Here is a 15,564-nt window from a genome sequence, read left to right as displayed (position 1 = left end):
CTTGCGGCCGAGCCGGTCACCGAAGTGTCCGAAGAGGACACCGCCGAGCGGTCTGGTGATGTAACCGAGCGCCCCGGTCGCGAACGCGGCCAGGGTGCCGAGCAGCGGGCTCACCTCGGGGAAGAACAGCGTGTTGAACACGACCGCCGCCGAGCTGCCGAACAGGGAGAAATCGAACCATTCGAAGGTGGCGCCGATGAAGCTCGCCAGCACCACCCTGCGCATCTTCGGTGGGGAATGCTCGGCCGGACGTGCCGGGCCGGGGTCGCGGTAAGCCATCCGGACCTCCTCGGGAGCTGAATTCAGTACAACGTTGTAACGAGTACTGCAGGCTATGTCAATACTTTGACGACCAGCGGGCGACCAGTTAGATTCAACGTTGTAACGCCGCGAATACTCGGAAGGTGGCATGGACGTCAGGCTCAGGGATGTCGCCGAGCGGGCCGCCGTCTCGGTGAAGACCGTGTCCAATGTGGTCAACGGTTCACCGCGGGTCGCTCCGGACACGCGCAGCCGGGTGCAGCAGGTGATCGAGGAACTGGGCTATCGGCCGAACCTCTCCGCGCGGCATCTGCGGCAGGGGCGTACCGGCATCATCGCGTTCGCGGTGCCCGACCTGAACGTCCCGTACTTCTCCGAGCTTGCCTCTTCGGTGATCGCCGAGGCGAAACAGCGTTCGGTCACGGTGCTGATCGAGGACACCGGGGGAGACCGGGAGGCCGAGAGCGCGATCGCGCAGGGGCTCAGCTCGAGCCTGATCGACGGGGTCATCCTCAGCCCGCTCGCCTTGCGCCGTGCGGATCTGGCCGGGGCCGGGCGGGTGCCGCTGGTTCTGCTCGGTGAGCGGGACTACGCGAAGGCCAGTGATCACGTGGTGATCGACAACGTCGCCGCGGCCCGGGAGGCCACCGCGCATCTGCTCGAGCTCGGCAGGAAACGGATCGCCGTGATCGGTGCGGACAGGCAGGAAACGGGGCGCCAGCGGGTGATCGGCTACCGCGAGGCGCTCGCGGCCCACGGGGTCCCGGCCGATCCGGAACTGATGCCGGTCACCGGGGAGTTCACCAGGGCCACCGGTGCCGAGGTGATGCGCCGCTTGCTGGAGTTGCCCGAACCACCGGATGCGGTGTTCTGTTTCAACGATCTGCTCGCCCTCGGCGCCCAGCGGGTGCTGCTGGCCTCGGGGCGCAGGATCCCCGAGGATGTGGCGATCGCGGGTTTCGACGACATCGAGGACGGCAGGTACGCGACCCCCAGCCTGACCACCGTGGCACCGGACAAGACGCAGATCGCGCGGCTGGCGGTCACCCTGCTGCTGGACCGCATCGAGACCGCGGAACCCGGGCGGCAACCGGTGCTCGCCCAGGCCGGGCACGAACTGGTGATCAGGGAAAGCACCTCGGCGGACAGGACCAAGGAGTGAGGACGACAGTGCACCCACGGCCGCAGCTGACCCGGGAACAGTGGATCGACCTGTGCGGGGAATGGGAGTTCGACTACGACGATGCCGATCGCGGCCTCGACGAGCGCTGGCAGGAGCGCCCCGGCGAGCTGTCCGCGCGGATCACCGTGCCGTTCCCGCCGGAGTCCGCGGCCAGCGGCATCGGGGACAAGGATCCGCATCCGGTCGTCTGGTACCGCAGGCTATTCACCCTGCCCGAGGGGGAACCGGAGCGGCGCTGGCTGCTGCATTTCGGCGCCGTGGACTACCGCGCCACGGTGTGGGTGGACGGCCGGATGGTGGCCGAGCACGAGGGCGGCCACACCCCGTTCGGCGCGGACATCACCGCGGCACTGCGCGAGGACACCGCGGAGCACGTGCTCGTGGTGCGCGCCGAGGATCAGCCCGCGGACGCGAGTCAGCCGCGCGGCAAACAGTACTGGGGCAGGCATCCGCAGGGCATCTGGTATCACCGCACGACCGGGATCTGGCAGCCCGTGTGGCTCGAACCCGTGGCGCGGCGGCACATCGAATCGGTGCACTGGACTCCGGACGCGGCACGCGGCAGTCTCGGACTGCGGGCCCGGATCGCCGGGAGCACCGGGGAACCGCTGAACCTGCGGGTGCGGGTCAGCCTCGACGGGGAAACGCTTGCCGAGGACAGCTACGGGGTCGCCGGGGACACCCTCGAGCGCGAGATCGTGCTGAGTGCCGCGCGCGTCGGCGAGGACCGGGACCGTCTCTTGTGGACACCCGAGCGGCCGACCCTGCTGACCGTGGAACTGACGCTCTGCGCGGGGCAGCGGGTGCTCGACGAGGCGGGCAGCTACGCGGGGCTGCGCGATGTGGGCGTGGACGAGCGGCGATTCCTGCTCAACGGGCGGCCGTACTTCCTGCGGATGGTGCTGGAACAGGGATACTGGCCGGAATCCCACCTCGCCGCACCGAGCGAGGACGCGCTGCGCCGCGAGGTGGAGCTGATCAAATCGCTCGGTTTCAACGGCGCGCGGATCCACCAGAAAACCGAGGATCCACGATTCCTGTACTGGTGTGACCGGCTGGGCCTGCTCGTCTGGGACGAGATGCCGAGCGCGTTCGTCTTCGATCAGGAGACCGTGCTCCGGACGACGCGGGAATGGTCCGAGGTGGTGCGCCGGGATGCCAGCCATCCGTGCGTGATCGCCTGGGTCGCGCTGAACGAGAGCTGGGGAGTGCCCGCGATCGCGAGCGATCCGGCGCAGCGGGATCACGCCCTTTCCCTGTACCACCTCACCAAGTCGCTCGATCCGACCCGGCCGGTGATCTCCAACGACGGCTGGGAACACCCGAAAAGCGATATCTGGAGCATCCACGACTACGCGCCATCCGGGGCCTCGCTGCGGGAGCGCTACGGGACCGCCGAGGCCATCGCCTCCGTGCTGCGCGACGGACAGCCCGGACCGCGCCGGGTGCACCTCGGGGACATCGAGGGAACCCGGCGGCCGGTGATGCTGACCGAGTACGGCGGCCTCAGCTATGTTCCGGACGCGGGGGAGGAGTGGTTCGGCTACGGCACGGTGGACTCGCCGGAGGAATTCCTCGCCCGCTACCGGGAACTGACCGAGGCGCTGCTGGACAGCCCGGAGGTGGCCGGGTTCTGCTACACCCAGTTCACCGACACCGAGCAGGAGACGAACGGCCTGCTGCGTGCGGACCGCTCGGCCAAGCTCGACGCGGCTGCCCTGCACGCGATCAACACCAGGGCGGCGCGGTCCACGCCGCAGGAGGAACTTGCGGCGGCGGTCAAGACCCCGCCACCGGAGTCCTGAAGCTCAGGGCCACAGCCGGATCGCGCCCTGCCAGGTGCACCAGCTGGCGAGCACGAGCCACCCGAGTCCCCAGACGAACGCGGGGACCCGGGTGAGCTCCGCGAGCGTGTCCGCGTCATCGCGCTTCATGGCCCTGGACCGCATCCTGGGCACCAGCACATCCATCAGCACGCCTTCGAAGCCGGTCGCGATCAGCAGCCAGGCGACCAGATAGGCGAGCGCCACGACAAGCCAGGACCAGGCGAACAACACCACGACCGCGAACAGCACACCGATGAGCAGCACGGTGATCACGGTCCGGGTGCCGCGCGCGGCGAACAGCACCAGCAGGCACAGCGCGAAGCCGCCGGTGAGTACCCAGGCCGCGTAGCCGTCGGCGAGCAGTTGCGCTGCGCCGAGCCCGAGCAGCGGCGGAAAGCAGTACCCCGCGAAGGCGGTGAGGGCGTGCGCGAAGCGACCGCTCGGGACATGCCGGGTGTGGCCGCTCTTGCTGCCGGTCAGCTGAATGTGCTGCACCCCGCCGCCGCTGAGCACGGCAGCGGCGGCGTGCCCGAACTCGTGGGTGAGCGTGCCGAGCACGTTGATCATCTGCAACCAGCGCGACCGCGGCCAGGCGACCACGAGCGCGATCGCGGCGGTCGCCGCGACCACCGACAACTCCGGTGCCGGGGAGACGGCCGTGATCCGGTCGGCGACGTCGAGCATGGCCGTTGTCTACCAGACGGGCCGGGCGCGGATAGGCTCGACGCCTCCGGGAACGCCGAAAGCCGAGAGGGGCACCGCTTGACCACGCGCCGATTGCTCATCACCGGTGCCAGCGGTTCCGGCACCACCACCCTCGGCAGGGAGCTCGCCGGGCGTGCGCAGGTGCCGCACGCCGACGTCGACGATTACTTCTGGATTCCCACGGATCCGCCGTACGTTCGGAAACGCGCGGAAACCGAGCGGATCGAGCTGATGCGGGCGGTGTTCCTGCCGCGCGCCTCCTGGGTGCTGTCCGGATCCCTGATGGGCTGGGGCGATTCGCTGATGCCGGTGTTCGACGCCGCGGTGTTCCTGACGCTGGACCCGGAGATCCGGATGCGGCGGCTGACCGAACGGGAAACCCTCCGGTACGGCGGGGCGGACACGGCGGCCTCCCGGGAATTCCTCGACTGGGCGCGCGGCTACGACGATCCCGGTTTCTCCGGGCGCAATCTGGCCAGGCACGAACAGTGGCTGGCCAGATTGTCCTGCCCGGTGCTCCGGCTCGACAGCCGGGCCACGGTGACCGAACTGGCGGAGTCGGTGACCCGGTGGCTGGAGCCCGCCGCCGTGCGCTGAACGGCTCCGGTCACTGGTGCAGTGCGACGGTGAGCAGGACCGCGGCGTCGGTGAGCGCGGTGAGCCCGTGCCGCTGCGGCGGGATGACCGCGAGATGCCCGTCCTCGAGCACCCAGGCGTCCTCGCGGGTGTGCAGCCGTACGGTTCCGGTCACCACGTAGAGGGTCGCGGCGATCGGTGAATCGTGCTCGTTCAGCTCCGCTCCCTCGAGCAGGGCGATGAGCGTGGCGCGCTGCGCGGTCCCGGAGACCAGGGTGCGGGCCGCGCGCCGGGCGGGATGCTGGTTGGCCTCCGCGAGCATGGCCGGTGCGAGGGTGCCGACGGCGGTGACGGCCGGATGGTGAGTCATCGGATGCGCTCCCAACCACAGGGCGGACAGCTGCTCTCAGCATGCCACGCTCCGTTCGCCGCGCAACACGGGCGAAATTCCGGTGCGCACCGGGTCTGGCATGCTCGCCGGTGGACCTGTGGAAGCCGATACGAGGGGATGGCCGCGGCGTGCTCGATTGCTCCGCCTTGCCGAAAGCCGAACTGCACGTGCACATCGAGGGCACGTTCGAACCCGAGATGGTGTTCGAATTCGCCCGGCGCAACGAGATCGCGCTGCCCTACGGTTCGGTGGCGGAACTGCGGGACCGGTACCGGTTCACCGATCTGGGCTCCTTCCTCGAGGTGTACTACGCGAACATGGCCGTGCTGCGCACCGAGCGGGATTTCCGCGAGCTGGCCACGGCCTACCTGCGGCGCTGCGTGGCCCAGGGGGTACGGCGCGCGGAGATCTTCTTCGACCCGCAGGCGCACACCTCCCGGGGTGTCCCGCTGCGTACCGTGGTCGACGGGCTGGTGCAGGCACTCGAGGCGGTTCCCGAGGTCTCGGCCGAGCTGATCCTGTGTTTCCTGCGTGATCAGCCCGTCGCCGCGGCCGAACAGACGCTGCGGCTCGCCGAACCCATGCTGGACCGGATCATCGGCGTGGGCCTGGATTCCGCCGAGGTCGGTCACCCGCCGCAGGAGTTCGCCCCGGTGTTCGAACGGGCCCGCGCGCTCGGCCTGCGCACCGTGGCGCACGCCGGTGAGGAGGGACCGCCGAGTTATGTCCGTGAGGCGCTGGATTCCCTTGGTGTGGAACGGATCGATCACGGTATCCGGGCACTCGAGGACGCCGGTCTGGTGGCCCGGCTGCGCGCGGACCGGACCCCGCTGACGGTGTGCCCGCTGTCGAACGTGCGGCTCGGCTGCGTGCCGGACCTGGCCGCGCACCCCTTGCCGCGGATGCTGGACGAGGGGCTGATGGTCACCCTCAATTCCGATGACCCCGCGTATTTCGGCGGCTACGTCGCGGAGAACTTCACCGCCGTCGGCGCGGCGTTCGACCTCACCGAGACGCAGCTGCGCGAACTCGCGGCGAATTCGCTGCGCGCCAGCTTCCTCGAGGAGTCCGCACGGGCGGAATTACTCGCCGAACCGATCCCGTAGTCCGTCCCGGCCGGGCCGATCTTCCCCATTCGGGCTAGTCGTCGTGTACGGTTTCGTATACGATCTGGCGATCAGCTGCCCGGTTCGGCGTGACGGCTCTGGGGTAGGCCTCCCGCTCCGTGCAGGGCTCGACGCAGTTCTCGGACAAGGGAGTCTGGACATGTCCCAGCTTGCTGGCCGGCGCGCCGAACGGCGGGTCGCCATCGCGACCGTGGTCGGCACCACCGTCGAGTGGTACGACTTCTTCCTCTACGCCAGCGCCGCGGGCCTGGTGTTCAAACAGGCGTTCTTCGCGCCCGCCGGGCCGAGTATCGGTATCGTGCTCTCCTTCGCCACGGTCGGCATCAGCTTCCTGTTCCGGCCGCTCGGCGCGTTCCTCGCCGGGCACTTCGGCGACCGGCTCGGCAGGCGCGCGGTACTGGTCACCACGCTCATCGGGATGGGCGGGGCGACCACGCTGATCGGGTTGCTGCCCTCGTACGCCTCGATGGGCATCGCCGCGCCGATCCTGTTGGTGTTGCTGCGGATTCTGCAGGGTGTCTCGGCCGGCGGGGAATGGGGCGGCGCCGTGTTGCTCGCGGTCGAGCACGCGGAACCGGAACGCCGGGGGCGCACCGGTGCCTTCCCGCAGATGGGGGTGCCGATCGGGCTGTTGCTGGCCAACGGGATGCTCGCGCTGATGGGAGTGCTCGCTCCAGGGGACGCGTTCACCGCCTGGGGCTGGCGGATCCCGTTCCTGCTCAGTTTCGTGCTGGTGCTGTTCGGCTACCTGGTCCGGCGCACCGTGCAGGAGAGTCCGGTGTTCGCGGAGATCGCGCAGCGGCGCCAGCAGGCCTCGGTCCCGATCATCACCCTGTTCCGCAAGCACGCGCCCCTGGTGCTGCTCGCCGCGTTCACCTTCGCGGGGAACAACGCGGCCGGGTACATGACCACCGGTGGTTACATCCAGAACTACGCCACCGATCCGGACGGGCCGGTGCGGCTGGCCCGGGGGCCGGTGCTGCTCGCGGTGACCGCGGCGGCCGCGCTGTGGCTGCTGACGACCTGGGTGGGCGGGGTGGCCTCGGACCGGTTCGGCAGGAGGAACGTCTACATCCTCGGCTGGTTTTTCCTTCTCGCCACGGTGTTCCCGATGTTCGCCCTGGTCGACACCGGGAACGTCTGGTTGCTGTTCTGCGGTCTCTGCCTGTTCACCGTCGGCATCGGGCTGACCTACGGGCCGCAGGCGGCCTTCTTCGCGGAGCTCTTCCCGGCTTCGATCCGGTTCTCCGGAGTGTCCATCGCCTACGCGCTCGGCGCGATCATCGGCGGTGCGTTCGCGCCGACGATCGCCACCGCACTGGTGCAGGCGACCGGAACCACCGTCTCGGTCGGCGTCTACCTCGCCGGGATGGCGGTGCTCGCGCTGATCGCCACGCTGCTGTTGCGCGATCGCAAGGGAATCGACCTGGGCCCGGACAACGAGGCGGAACAGGCGAGCGGGGCGATCCGCGGCCGCTCCGCGATCGGGCGCTAGCCCGCTCGCCCGGAGCCGTGGTCGTGCTGGAAGCGCAGGAAGGCGTCCAGGGTCGCGGTGCGGTGCCTGCGGGCGGCGAGCTCGACCTCGATCGGGTCGGTGCCCTCGGCGATCAGCTCGACGATGTGCTCGTGCTCGGCGACCGATTCCACCGCCCGGCCCGGGACGAAGCTGAACGTGGAATCGCGCAGCATCCGCAGCCTGCTCCAGCCGCGCCGCACCAGATCGGTGATGTGCTCGTTCGGGCAGCGGCCGAACAGGATCGCGTGGAACTCCTCGTTGAGCTCGGTGAACCGGCGCGGGTCGAAGTGCTCGAGGCTGTCCCGCAGCCGCTCGTTCACCGCGTGCGCCCTGGCGAGGTCCTCCTCGGTGAGCAACGGCGCGGAGAATCCGGTCGCCGCGCCCTCCACGACCGCGAGGGTCTGCATCGTCGTCACGTATTCGCCCTCGTCCACCAGGGCGACCTGGGCGCCGATGTTCTTCTCGAAGGTCACCAGTCCCTCGGCTTCGAGGCGGCGGATGGCCTCCCGGACCGGTACCGTGCTGATACCGAGTTCACCGGCGATCTGGCTCAGCACGAGGCGGTAGCCGGGAGTGAAGCGGTGCGAGACGATGCGATCGCGGAGCCACTCGTAGGCCAGTTGGGACTTGCTGTTGGCCGGTACCTCGGTGGTCATGGCTCCTCGTTTCGCTGGCTTGGCATTCCATCATGCCCGAGCGGCGGTGTCCGCTGAGCGCGGCACGCCCTCGATCTTGAGATCAGATATCTCATCGTATACGATTTGGCCATGACGTACGACGCCGTCCGTTCGCCCACCGAAGGTTCCGCTGCTGCCGGGGAACCGGTCCGGCACCCGCTCGTCGGGCGCCCGGGCAAGGTGATCGCGCTGCACCTGAACTATCCCTCGCGGATCGCCCAGCGCGGCAGGGCTCCGGCCAAGCCGTCGTACTTCCTCAAGCCCGTGACTTCGCTGGCGGCCAGCGGGCAGACCGTGGAACGCCCGCCGGGTGCCGAGCTGCTGGCCTTCGAAGGGGAGATCGCGCTGGTCATCGGGAAGACCGCGCGCCGGGTCACGCCGGAACAGGGCTGGTCCTGCGTGGCCGGGGTGACCGCGGCCAACGATCTCGGCGTCTACGATCTGCGCGCCGCCGACAAGGGGTCGAATCTGCGCTCCAAGGGCGGTGACGGCTACACCCCGCTCGGCCCGGAGCTCATCCCGGCCGCCGCGATCGATCCCGCCACGCTGCGGGTGCGCACCTGGGTCAACGGCGAGCTCGAACAACAGGACTCGGCGGGCACCGTGGTGTTCCCCTTCGCCGAACTGGTCGCCGACCTCTCCCAGCTGATCACCCTCGAGCCCGGGGATGTGGTGCTGACCGGGACACCGGCGGGTTCCTCGGTGGTGGCGCCCGGCGATGTGCTCGAGGTGGAGGTGGATGTCCCGGACAGCGAGCACCGCAGCGGGCGGCTGCGCACCACCGTCGCCGAGGGCACGCACCCGCTTCCGGAGTACAGCGCGCAACCCGCGGTGGATGATCACCAGCGGGCCGAGGCGTGGGGGAGCCGCGAGGCCGCCGGATTGCCCGCGCCGTTCGAACTCACCGGGGAACTGGTGGCGAAACTGCGCACGGTCGGGGTGGCCACCCTGTCCGCGCAGCTGCGCAAGCACGGCTACAACCAGGTCTCGATCGACGGGGTGCGCACCAACCATCCCGGGCGGAAACTGATCGGGCGGGCCCGCACACTGCGGTTCGTCCCGGCCCGCGAGGACCTGTTCCGCGAACACGGTGGCGGGTACAACGCACAGAAACGGGCCTTCGACGCGCTGGGCCCCGGCGAGGTGCTCGTGGTCGAGGCGCGCGGGGAACGCGGCACCGGAACGGTGGGCGACATCCTGGCCCTGCGCGCCCAGGTCAACGGCGCGGCGGGGATCGTCACCGACGGCGGGGTGCGGGACTGGGCCGCGGTCGCCGAGCTGGACATCCCCACGTTCTCCGCAGGCCCGCATCCGGCCGTGCTCGGGCGCCGCCATGTGCCGTGGGACCGCGACATCACCGTGGCCTGTGGCGGCACGAGCGTGCAGCCGGGTGACGTGATCGTCGGGGACGACGACGGGGTCCTTGTCATCCCGCCCGCGCTGCTGGACACGGTGCTCGACGCCGCGATCGAGCAGGAGTCCGAGGAGGAGTGGATCGCCGCGCGCGTCGCCGAGGGGGCCGCCGTGGACGGGCTCTACCCGCTGAGCGGGCAGTGGCGGGAACGCTACGAAGCAGAGCGCACAACGAGGAAGGAATCCGAATGAGCAACCGAGCAGGTGCCTGGCGTACCCGTCCCGAGGAACTGACCGGATCCATCGCGCCCGTGGTGACCCCGTTCACCGCCGACGGCGCGGTGGACCACGCCTCGCTGGCGAACCTCGTCGAATGGCAGCTCGAGCAGGGCTCCGACGGGGTTTCCATCGGCGGCTCCACCGGTGAGCCGAGCGCGCAGACGGTCGCCGAACGGGCGGAGGCGATCCGCACCGTGGTCAAGACCGCCGGCGGGCGCGCCCCGGTCGTCCCGGGCACCGGTTCGGCGAAGCTGGACGAGACCATCGAGCTGACCGGTGCGGCCTACGATGCGGGCATCGACGCGGCACTGATCATCACGCCGTACTACGCGCGCCCCACCCAGGAAGCGCTGTACGTCTGGTATTCGCGGATCGCCGCCGAGTACCCGGATCTGCCGATCATCGCCTACAACGTGCCGAGCCGGACCGCGGTGGAGATCGCCCCGGAGACGGTCGCCCGGCTGCACCGGGATGTGCCGAACTTCGTGGGGGTCAAGGAGACCACCAAGGACTTCGAGCACTTCTCGCGCGTGATCAAGGCCGCGGGCCGGGATCTGCTGGTGTGGTCCGGGATCGAGCTGCTGTGCCTGCCATTGCTCGCGCTCGGGGGCACCGGGTTCGTCAGCGCCACCGCGAACATCGCCCCGGCGGCCACCAAGCGGATGTACGAGGCCTTCCACGCCGGACGGCTGGAGGACGCGCTGGACATCCATTATGGCCTGCATCCGCTGGTGGACCTGATCTTCGTGGAGACCAACCCGGCGCCGGTGAAGTGGGTGCTGCGCGAGCGCGGGCTGATCAGTTCCGAATACGTGCGGCCGCCGCTGATCACGCCGACCGAACCGGGCAAGGAGAAGATCCGCGCACTGCTCGCGGACGGCGCCGATTATCTGTCGCCGGTCGAGCAGAACAACACCATCGACGGAGGGGAATGAGCATGGCCGTGCAGCATGTGCCGGAGAACCTGCCGGAGCGGATCCGGCACTTCATCGCCGGGGAGTTCACCGACAGCATCGACGGAGACACCTTCGGCGTCCTGGACCCGGTCTCCAACGAGAACTACCTCGAAGCGGCGGCGGGCAAACAGGGCGATATCGACCGCGCCGTGGCCGCCGCGCGTGCCGCCTTCGACGAGGGCCCGTGGCCACGAATGCTGCCGAGGGAACGCGCCCGGGTGCTGAACCGGATCGCGGACATCGTGGAGTCCCGCGATGAGCGGCTCGCCGAACTGGAGACCTTCGATTCCGGGCTGCCCATCACCCAGGCGCTCGGCCAGGCACGGCGCGCCGCGGAGAACTTCCGGTTCTTCGCGGACCTGATCGTCGCCCAGTCCGACGACACCTACAAGGTGCCGGGCAAACAGGTCAACTACGTCAACCGCAAGCCGAAGGGCGTCGCCGGGCTGATCACGCCGTGGAACACCCCGTTCATGCTGGAGAGCTGGAAGCTGGCGCCCGCACTGGCTTCCGGTTGCACGGTGGTGCTCAAACCCGCCGAGTTCACCCCGCTCTCGGCGAGTCTGTGGCCGGAGATCTTCCGCGAGGCCGGGGTGCCGGACGGGGTGTTCAACCTGGTCAACGGAATCGGCGAGGAAGCCGGTGACGCGCTGGTCAAACACGAGGACGTGCAACTGATCTCGTTCACCGGGGAGTCCGCGACCGGGAAGCTGATCTTCGCGAACGCCGCGCCCACGCTCAAGGGCCTTTCCATGGAGCTCGGCGGCAAGAGCCCGGCCGTGGTGTTCGCCGACGCCGATCTGGACGCCGCGATCGACTCGACCGTGTTCGGGGTGTTCTCGCTGAACGGGGAGCGCTGCACCGCGGGCAGCCGGATCCTGGTGGAGCGCGCCGTCTACGACGAGTTCGTCGCGCGGTACGTACGGCGGGCGGAGAACATCAGGGTCGGCAACCCGCACGATCCGGCGACCGAGGTCGGCGCGCTGGTGCACCCCGAGCACTACGCGAAGGTGACCGAGTACATCGAGATCGGGAAGACCGAGGCGAAACTGGCCGCGGGCGGGGGCCGTCCCGCCGGGCTGGAATCGGGCAACTACGTGGCACCGACCGTGTTCGTGGATGTGCCGCCGAGCGCGCGGATCTTCCAGGAGGAGATCTTCGGGCCGGTCGTGGCGATCACCCCGTTCGACACCGAGGAGGAAGCGCTGCGGCTGGCCAACGACGTCAAGTACGGGCTCGCCGCGTACGTGTGGACGGCGGACCTGGAGCGCGCGCACACTTTCGGGCAGGGCATCGACGCGGGCATGGTCTGGCTCAACTCGCACAACGTGCGGGATCTGCGTACTCCCTTCGGCGGGGTCAAGGCCTCTGGGCTCGGGCACGAGGGCGGCTACCGGTCCCTGGACTTCTACTCCGACCAGCAGGCCATGCACATCTCGCTGGCGCCCGTGCACACCCCGAAGTTCGGCGCAGGAGAGGAGGACCGGGGATGAGCAGCACGCCACCCGACATTCTCCGCTGCGCCTACCTGGAGCTGGTGGTCACCGATCTCGCGGCGTCCCGGGAGTTCTATGTGGACACTCTGGGGCTCGTGGTCACCGAGGAGGACGAGAACGCGATCTACCTGCGTTCGCTCGAGGAGTTCATCCACCACAATCTGGTGCTGCGCAAGGGACCGGTGGCCGCAGCGGCCGCGTTCGCGTTCCGGGTGCGCACCCCGGAGGACGTGGACCGCGCCCAGGCATGGTTCGCCGCGCGCGGCTGCCGCACCGAACGCCGCGCGGACGGTTTCGTGAGGGGAATCGGCGACGCGGTGCGGGTCACCGATCCGCTCGGGTTCCCGTACGAGTTCTTCTACGAGGTCGAACACGTGGAGCGGCTGGCCTGGCGCTACGACCTCTACACCCCGGGCGCCCTGGTGCGGCTGGACCACTTCAACCAGGTCACCCCCGATGTGCCGAAGGGGCGGGAATACCTGGAGGAACTGGGTTTCCGGGTCACCGAGGACATCAAGGACGAGGAAGGCACAACCTACGCGGCCTGGTTGCGGCGCAAGGACACCGTGCACGACACCGCGCTCACCGGCGGGGACGGTCCGCGACTGCACCACGTGGCGTTCTCCACCCACGAGAAGCACAACATCCTGTCCATCTGCGACAAACTCGGGGCGCTGCGCAAGTCCGACGTCATCGAACGCGGTCCGGGACGGCACGGCGTGTCCAATGCCTTCTACCTCTACATCCGTGATCCGGACGGGCACCGGGTGGAGATCTACACCCAGGACTACTACACCGGTGACCCGGACAATCCCGTGGTGACCTGGGACGTGCACGACAATCAGCGGCGCGACTGGTGGGGCAATCCGGTGGTGCCCTCCTGGTACACCGAGGCCACCCCGGTGCTCGACCTGGACGGTGAACCGCAGCCGCTGCAGCAGCGCACCGACAGCAGCGAGATGGCCGTGACAGTGGGCGCCGACGGGTTCTCCTACACGCGCAAGGACGAGAGTTCGGGTTTCAAACTCGGCAATTCCCTGTGACCGGCACCGGCGCGTGCACTGCGGAGAGAGGTACTGAGGAGCAACGGTGCAGTTTCACCACCATGGATACGTCTCCGGCGATCCCCGGGTGCAGCCCGCGGCGGGCACCGGGATCGACCGGCCCGCGGAGCTTCCCGATGAGGTCGATGTGCTCATCGTGGGCAGCGGGCCCGCGGGGATGATCGCGGCCGCCCAGCTGGCCCAGTTCCCGAGCGTCGTCACGCGGATCGTCGACCAGCGCCCGGGGCGGCTGGAAATCGGTCAGGCGGACGGCATCCAGGCGCGCAGCGTGGAGACCTTCCAGGCCTTCGGGTTCGCCAACCGGATCGTCGAGGAGGCCTACCGGATCACCGAGATGGCCTTCTGGAAACCCGATCCGGAGCACCCGGAGAACATCGTGCGCGCCGCGCTGGCACCCGATGACCCGGAAGGGGTGAGCGAGTTCCCGCACCTGATCGTCAACCAGGCGCGGGTGCTGGACTACTTCGCCGAGTCGGCACGGAACGCACCCGCGCGCGTGGAACCGGACTACGGCTACGAGTTCGTCACGCTCGATATCGCCGAACAGGGGGAGTACCCGGTCACCGTGACCCTGCGCCGGGACGGGGAACCGGAACGGAGGGTCCGCGCCAAGTACGTGATCGGCTGCGACGGCGCGCGGAGCAGGGTGCGCGAATCGATCGGCCGCGAGCTCACCGGGGATCAGGCCAACCACGCCTGGGGTGTGATGGATGTGCTCGCGGAGACCGATTTCCCCGACATCCGCACCAAATGCGCGATCCAGTCGCACGACGGCGGCAGCATCCTGCACATCCCGCGCGAGGGCAATCACCTGTTCCGGATGTACGTGGACCTGGGCGAGGTGCGCGAGGACGACGGCGGAGCGGTGCGGAACACCACGCAGGAAGAGGTGGAGGCGCGCGCCAACGTGATCCTGCATCCGTACACGCTGCGGGTGAAACACGTCGCCTGGCGCAGCGTGTACGAGGTCGGGCACCGGCTCACCGACAAGTTCGACGATGTACCGGCCGAGCTCGTCGGTGCCCGCACGCCCCGGGTGTTCATCACCGGGGACGCCTGCCACACGCACAGTGCCAAGGCGGGGCAGGGCATGAACGTGTCCATGCAGGACGGCTGGAACATCGCCTGGAAGCTCGGGCACGTGCTGGACGGGCGGGCACCCGAGACGCTGCTGGACACCTACTCCGCGGAGCGCCAGGTGATCGCGCAGGACCTGATCGAGTTCGACCGGCGGTGGTCGAGCCTGATGGCCGCGAAGCCGGACGAGCTCGACGATCCGGCCGAACTGGAGGAGTTCTACGTCAAGACCGCCGAGTTCCCCGCCGGGCTGATGACGCGCTACGAGCCCTCGATGATCGTCGGCGCGGACAACCACCAGGATCTGGCGGGCGGATTCCCGGTCGGCAAACGGTTCAAGTCCCATCCGGTGACCCGGGTCTGTGACGGGAACCCGGTGCATCTCGGCCACCATCACCGCGCCGACGGGCGCTGGCGGATCTACGTGTTCGCCGACCGGTCCGCGGCCGGTGACCCCTCGGGTGCCACCGAGTTCGCCGAGTGGATCAGCGGATCCGCGGACTCGCCGGTGCGCGCGTACTCGCCGCCGGACGGGGACGTGGACGCCTGGTTCGATGTGAAGGTGATCTATCAGCAGCCGCACACCGGTGTGGATCTCGGCCGGGTGCCGCGGGCGTACCTGCCGAAGGTCGGCCCGTATCAGGTGGTCGACTACGAACTGGTCTACGCCGCAGATCCGGACGCGGACATCTTCACCGCGCGGGAGATCGACCGGGACGGCGCGATCGTGCTCGTCCGCCCGGACCAGTACGTCGCCGGGGTGTTTCCGTTGCGGGCGACCGGGGAACTGGCGGAGTTCTTCGCCGGGCTCTGCGGGGTTGCCGAGGGCAGGTGACGGACCGGTGATGAGGTCGGTGTGAAGCGTTCCGCGGCACCGGTAACACGGGCGCGGGCGGCGGCGACACACAGGATGAGCCGTTATCGAACGGTGACCTCCCTGGCCAGCCCTGACCCCGAAAGCCGATCCATCGTGCAGGAAATCATCGTCATCGCCGTTCTCATCCCCGTCTTCCTGGTGCTGGTGCTCGCCGGTCGCGGTCAGCACGATCACTGATCACCGCGGGATGCGGGGCGTTC

The 15,564-nt window shown here is 69.2% G+C and carries 14 protein-coding genes and 1 pseudogene; 11 read left to right on the top strand and 4 right to left on the bottom strand.

Going from position 1 to position 15,564, the window contains the following annotated elements; all coding sequences use genetic code 11:
• Positions 1–279: pseudogene (locus AD72_RS28070) on the bottom strand (MFS transporter); the annotation flags it as partial.
• 130 nt (positions 280–409) lie between these two features.
• Between AD72_RS28070 and AD72_RS28065 the strand changes: the two are divergent.
• Together AD72_RS28065 and AD72_RS28060 are read left to right on the top strand one after the other, a co-directional pair.
• The gene (locus tag AD72_RS28065) at positions 410–1,423 is read left to right on the top strand and encodes a LacI family DNA-binding transcriptional regulator (protein WP_031469627.1); all 1,014 of its coding nucleotides are present in this window, start codon (positions 410–412) and stop codon (positions 1,421–1,423) included.
• An 8-nt stretch (positions 1,424–1,431) separates the two neighbouring features.
• On the top strand, positions 1,432–3,249 hold the full coding sequence (locus tag AD72_RS28060) for a glycoside hydrolase family 2 protein (protein ID WP_037347545.1): 1,818 nt from the start codon (positions 1,432–1,434) through the stop codon (positions 3,247–3,249).
• Positions 3,250–3,252: 3 nt separating this feature from the next.
• Here AD72_RS28060 and AD72_RS28055 read toward each other — a convergent pair whose 3' ends face one another.
• Positions 3,253–3,954, bottom strand: a complete 702-nt coding sequence (locus AD72_RS28055; RefSeq protein ID WP_051899100.1) for a M50 family metallopeptidase — start codon at positions 3,952–3,954, stop codon at positions 3,253–3,255.
• A 78-nt stretch (positions 3,955–4,032) separates the two neighbouring features.
• Between AD72_RS28055 and AD72_RS28050 the strand changes: the two genes are divergently transcribed.
• The gene (locus AD72_RS28050) at positions 4,033–4,572 is read left to right on the top strand and encodes an AAA family ATPase (RefSeq protein ID WP_031469624.1); all 540 of its coding nucleotides are present in this window, start codon (positions 4,033–4,035) and stop codon (positions 4,570–4,572) included.
• 10 nt (positions 4,573–4,582) lie between these two features.
• Here the strand turns inward: AD72_RS28050 and AD72_RS28045 are convergent, their stop codons facing one another.
• Positions 4,583–4,921: a cupin domain-containing protein gene (locus AD72_RS28045; RefSeq protein ID WP_031469623.1), complete on the bottom strand. Its 339-nt coding sequence runs from the start codon at positions 4,919–4,921 to the stop codon at positions 4,583–4,585.
• A gap of 149 nt (positions 4,922–5,070) precedes the next feature.
• On the opposite strand from AD72_RS28045, the gene AD72_RS28040 reads away from it, so the two are divergent.
• Both AD72_RS28040 and AD72_RS28035 read left to right on the top strand, forming a co-directional pair.
• On the top strand, positions 5,071–6,048 hold the full coding sequence (locus tag AD72_RS28040) for an adenosine deaminase (protein ID WP_231644996.1): 978 nt from the start codon (positions 5,071–5,073) through the stop codon (positions 6,046–6,048).
• Between the two features lie 160 nt (positions 6,049–6,208).
• Positions 6,209–7,564 (top strand): MFS transporter, encoded by a 1,356-nt coding sequence (locus AD72_RS28035; protein WP_031469621.1) that lies wholly within the window; start codon positions 6,209–6,211, stop codon positions 7,562–7,564.
• Here the strand turns inward: AD72_RS28035 and AD72_RS28030 are convergent.
• Positions 7,561–8,241: a GntR family transcriptional regulator gene (locus AD72_RS28030; protein WP_031469620.1), complete on the bottom strand. Its 681-nt coding sequence runs from the start codon at positions 8,239–8,241 to the stop codon at positions 7,561–7,563. The two genes, AD72_RS28035 and AD72_RS28030, sit on opposite strands and share 4 nt — an antisense overlap.
• A gap of 111 nt (positions 8,242–8,352) precedes the next feature.
• Here AD72_RS28030 and AD72_RS28025 point away from each other — a divergent pair, with 111 nt between their 5' ends.
• From AD72_RS28025 to AD72_RS37740, 6 genes are read left to right on the top strand one after another with little or no spacing between them, the layout of a single operon-like run.
• On the top strand, positions 8,353–9,867 hold the full coding sequence (locus AD72_RS28025) for a fumarylacetoacetate hydrolase family protein (protein ID WP_082469196.1): 1,515 nt from the start codon (positions 8,353–8,355) through the stop codon (positions 9,865–9,867).
• Positions 9,864–10,829: a 4-hydroxy-tetrahydrodipicolinate synthase gene (dapA, locus tag AD72_RS28020; RefSeq protein ID WP_031469618.1), complete on the top strand. Its 966-nt coding sequence runs from the start codon at positions 9,864–9,866 to the stop codon at positions 10,827–10,829. Before AD72_RS28025 ends, dapA begins: the two co-directional genes overlap by 4 nt.
• Positions 10,830–10,831: 2 nt before the next feature.
• Positions 10,832–12,343: a 5-carboxymethyl-2-hydroxymuconate semialdehyde dehydrogenase gene (hpaE, locus tag AD72_RS28015; protein WP_031469617.1), complete on the top strand. Its 1,512-nt coding sequence runs from the start codon at positions 10,832–10,834 to the stop codon at positions 12,341–12,343.
• A complete protein-coding gene (hpaD, locus tag AD72_RS28010; protein ID WP_031469616.1) occupies positions 12,340–13,389 on the top strand; it encodes a 3,4-dihydroxyphenylacetate 2,3-dioxygenase in 1,050 nt (349 codons plus the stop codon). The genes hpaE and hpaD overlap by 4 nt, the downstream gene beginning before the upstream one ends.
• Positions 13,390–13,435: 46 nt before the next feature.
• The gene (locus AD72_RS28005) at positions 13,436–15,322 is read left to right on the top strand and encodes an FAD-binding monooxygenase (protein ID WP_031469615.1); all 1,887 of its coding nucleotides are present in this window, start codon (positions 13,436–13,438) and stop codon (positions 15,320–15,322) included.
• A 21-nt stretch (positions 15,323–15,343) separates the two neighbouring features.
• A complete protein-coding gene (locus tag AD72_RS37740) occupies positions 15,344–15,541 on the top strand; it encodes a hypothetical protein (RefSeq protein ID WP_156365401.1) in 198 nt (65 codons plus the stop codon).
• Positions 15,542–15,564 lie beyond the last annotated feature (23 nt).

The organism is Sciscionella sediminilitoris (assembly GCF_000737195.2).
Lineage (GTDB): Bacteria > Actinomycetota > Actinomycetes > Mycobacteriales > Pseudonocardiaceae > Sciscionella > Sciscionella sediminilitoris.
Note: the sequence above shows the minus strand (reverse complement) of the source record. Positions and strands in the feature narration are given on the sequence as shown.

What these genes read in the sequence shown, in the direction of transcription:
- AD72_RS28065 (WP_031469627.1), top strand. Translation starts at nt 410, where the DNA reads ATGGACGTCAGGCTCAGGGATGTCGCCGAGCGGGCCGCCGTCTCGGTG.
- AD72_RS28055 (WP_051899100.1), bottom strand. Translation starts at nt 3,954, where the DNA reads ATGCTCGACGTCGCCGACCGGATCACGGCCGTCTCCCCGGCACCGGAG.
- AD72_RS28045 (WP_031469623.1), bottom strand. Translation starts at nt 4,921, where the DNA reads ATGACTCACCATCCGGCCGTCACCGCCGTCGGCACCCTCGCACCGGCC.
- AD72_RS28035 (WP_031469621.1), top strand. Translation starts at nt 6,209, where the DNA reads ATGTCCCAGCTTGCTGGCCGGCGCGCCGAACGGCGGGTCGCCATCGCG.
- AD72_RS28030 (WP_031469620.1), bottom strand. Translation starts at nt 8,241, where the DNA reads ATGACCACCGAGGTACCGGCCAACAGCAAGTCCCAACTGGCCTACGAG.
- AD72_RS28025 (WP_082469196.1), top strand. Translation starts at nt 8,353, where the DNA reads ATGACGTACGACGCCGTCCGTTCGCCCACCGAAGGTTCCGCTGCTGCC.
- dapA (WP_031469618.1), top strand. Translation starts at nt 9,864, where the DNA reads ATGAGCAACCGAGCAGGTGCCTGGCGTACCCGTCCCGAGGAACTGACC.
- hpaE (WP_031469617.1), top strand. Translation starts at nt 10,832, where the DNA reads ATGGCCGTGCAGCATGTGCCGGAGAACCTGCCGGAGCGGATCCGGCAC.
- hpaD (WP_031469616.1), top strand. Translation starts at nt 12,340, where the DNA reads ATGAGCAGCACGCCACCCGACATTCTCCGCTGCGCCTACCTGGAGCTG.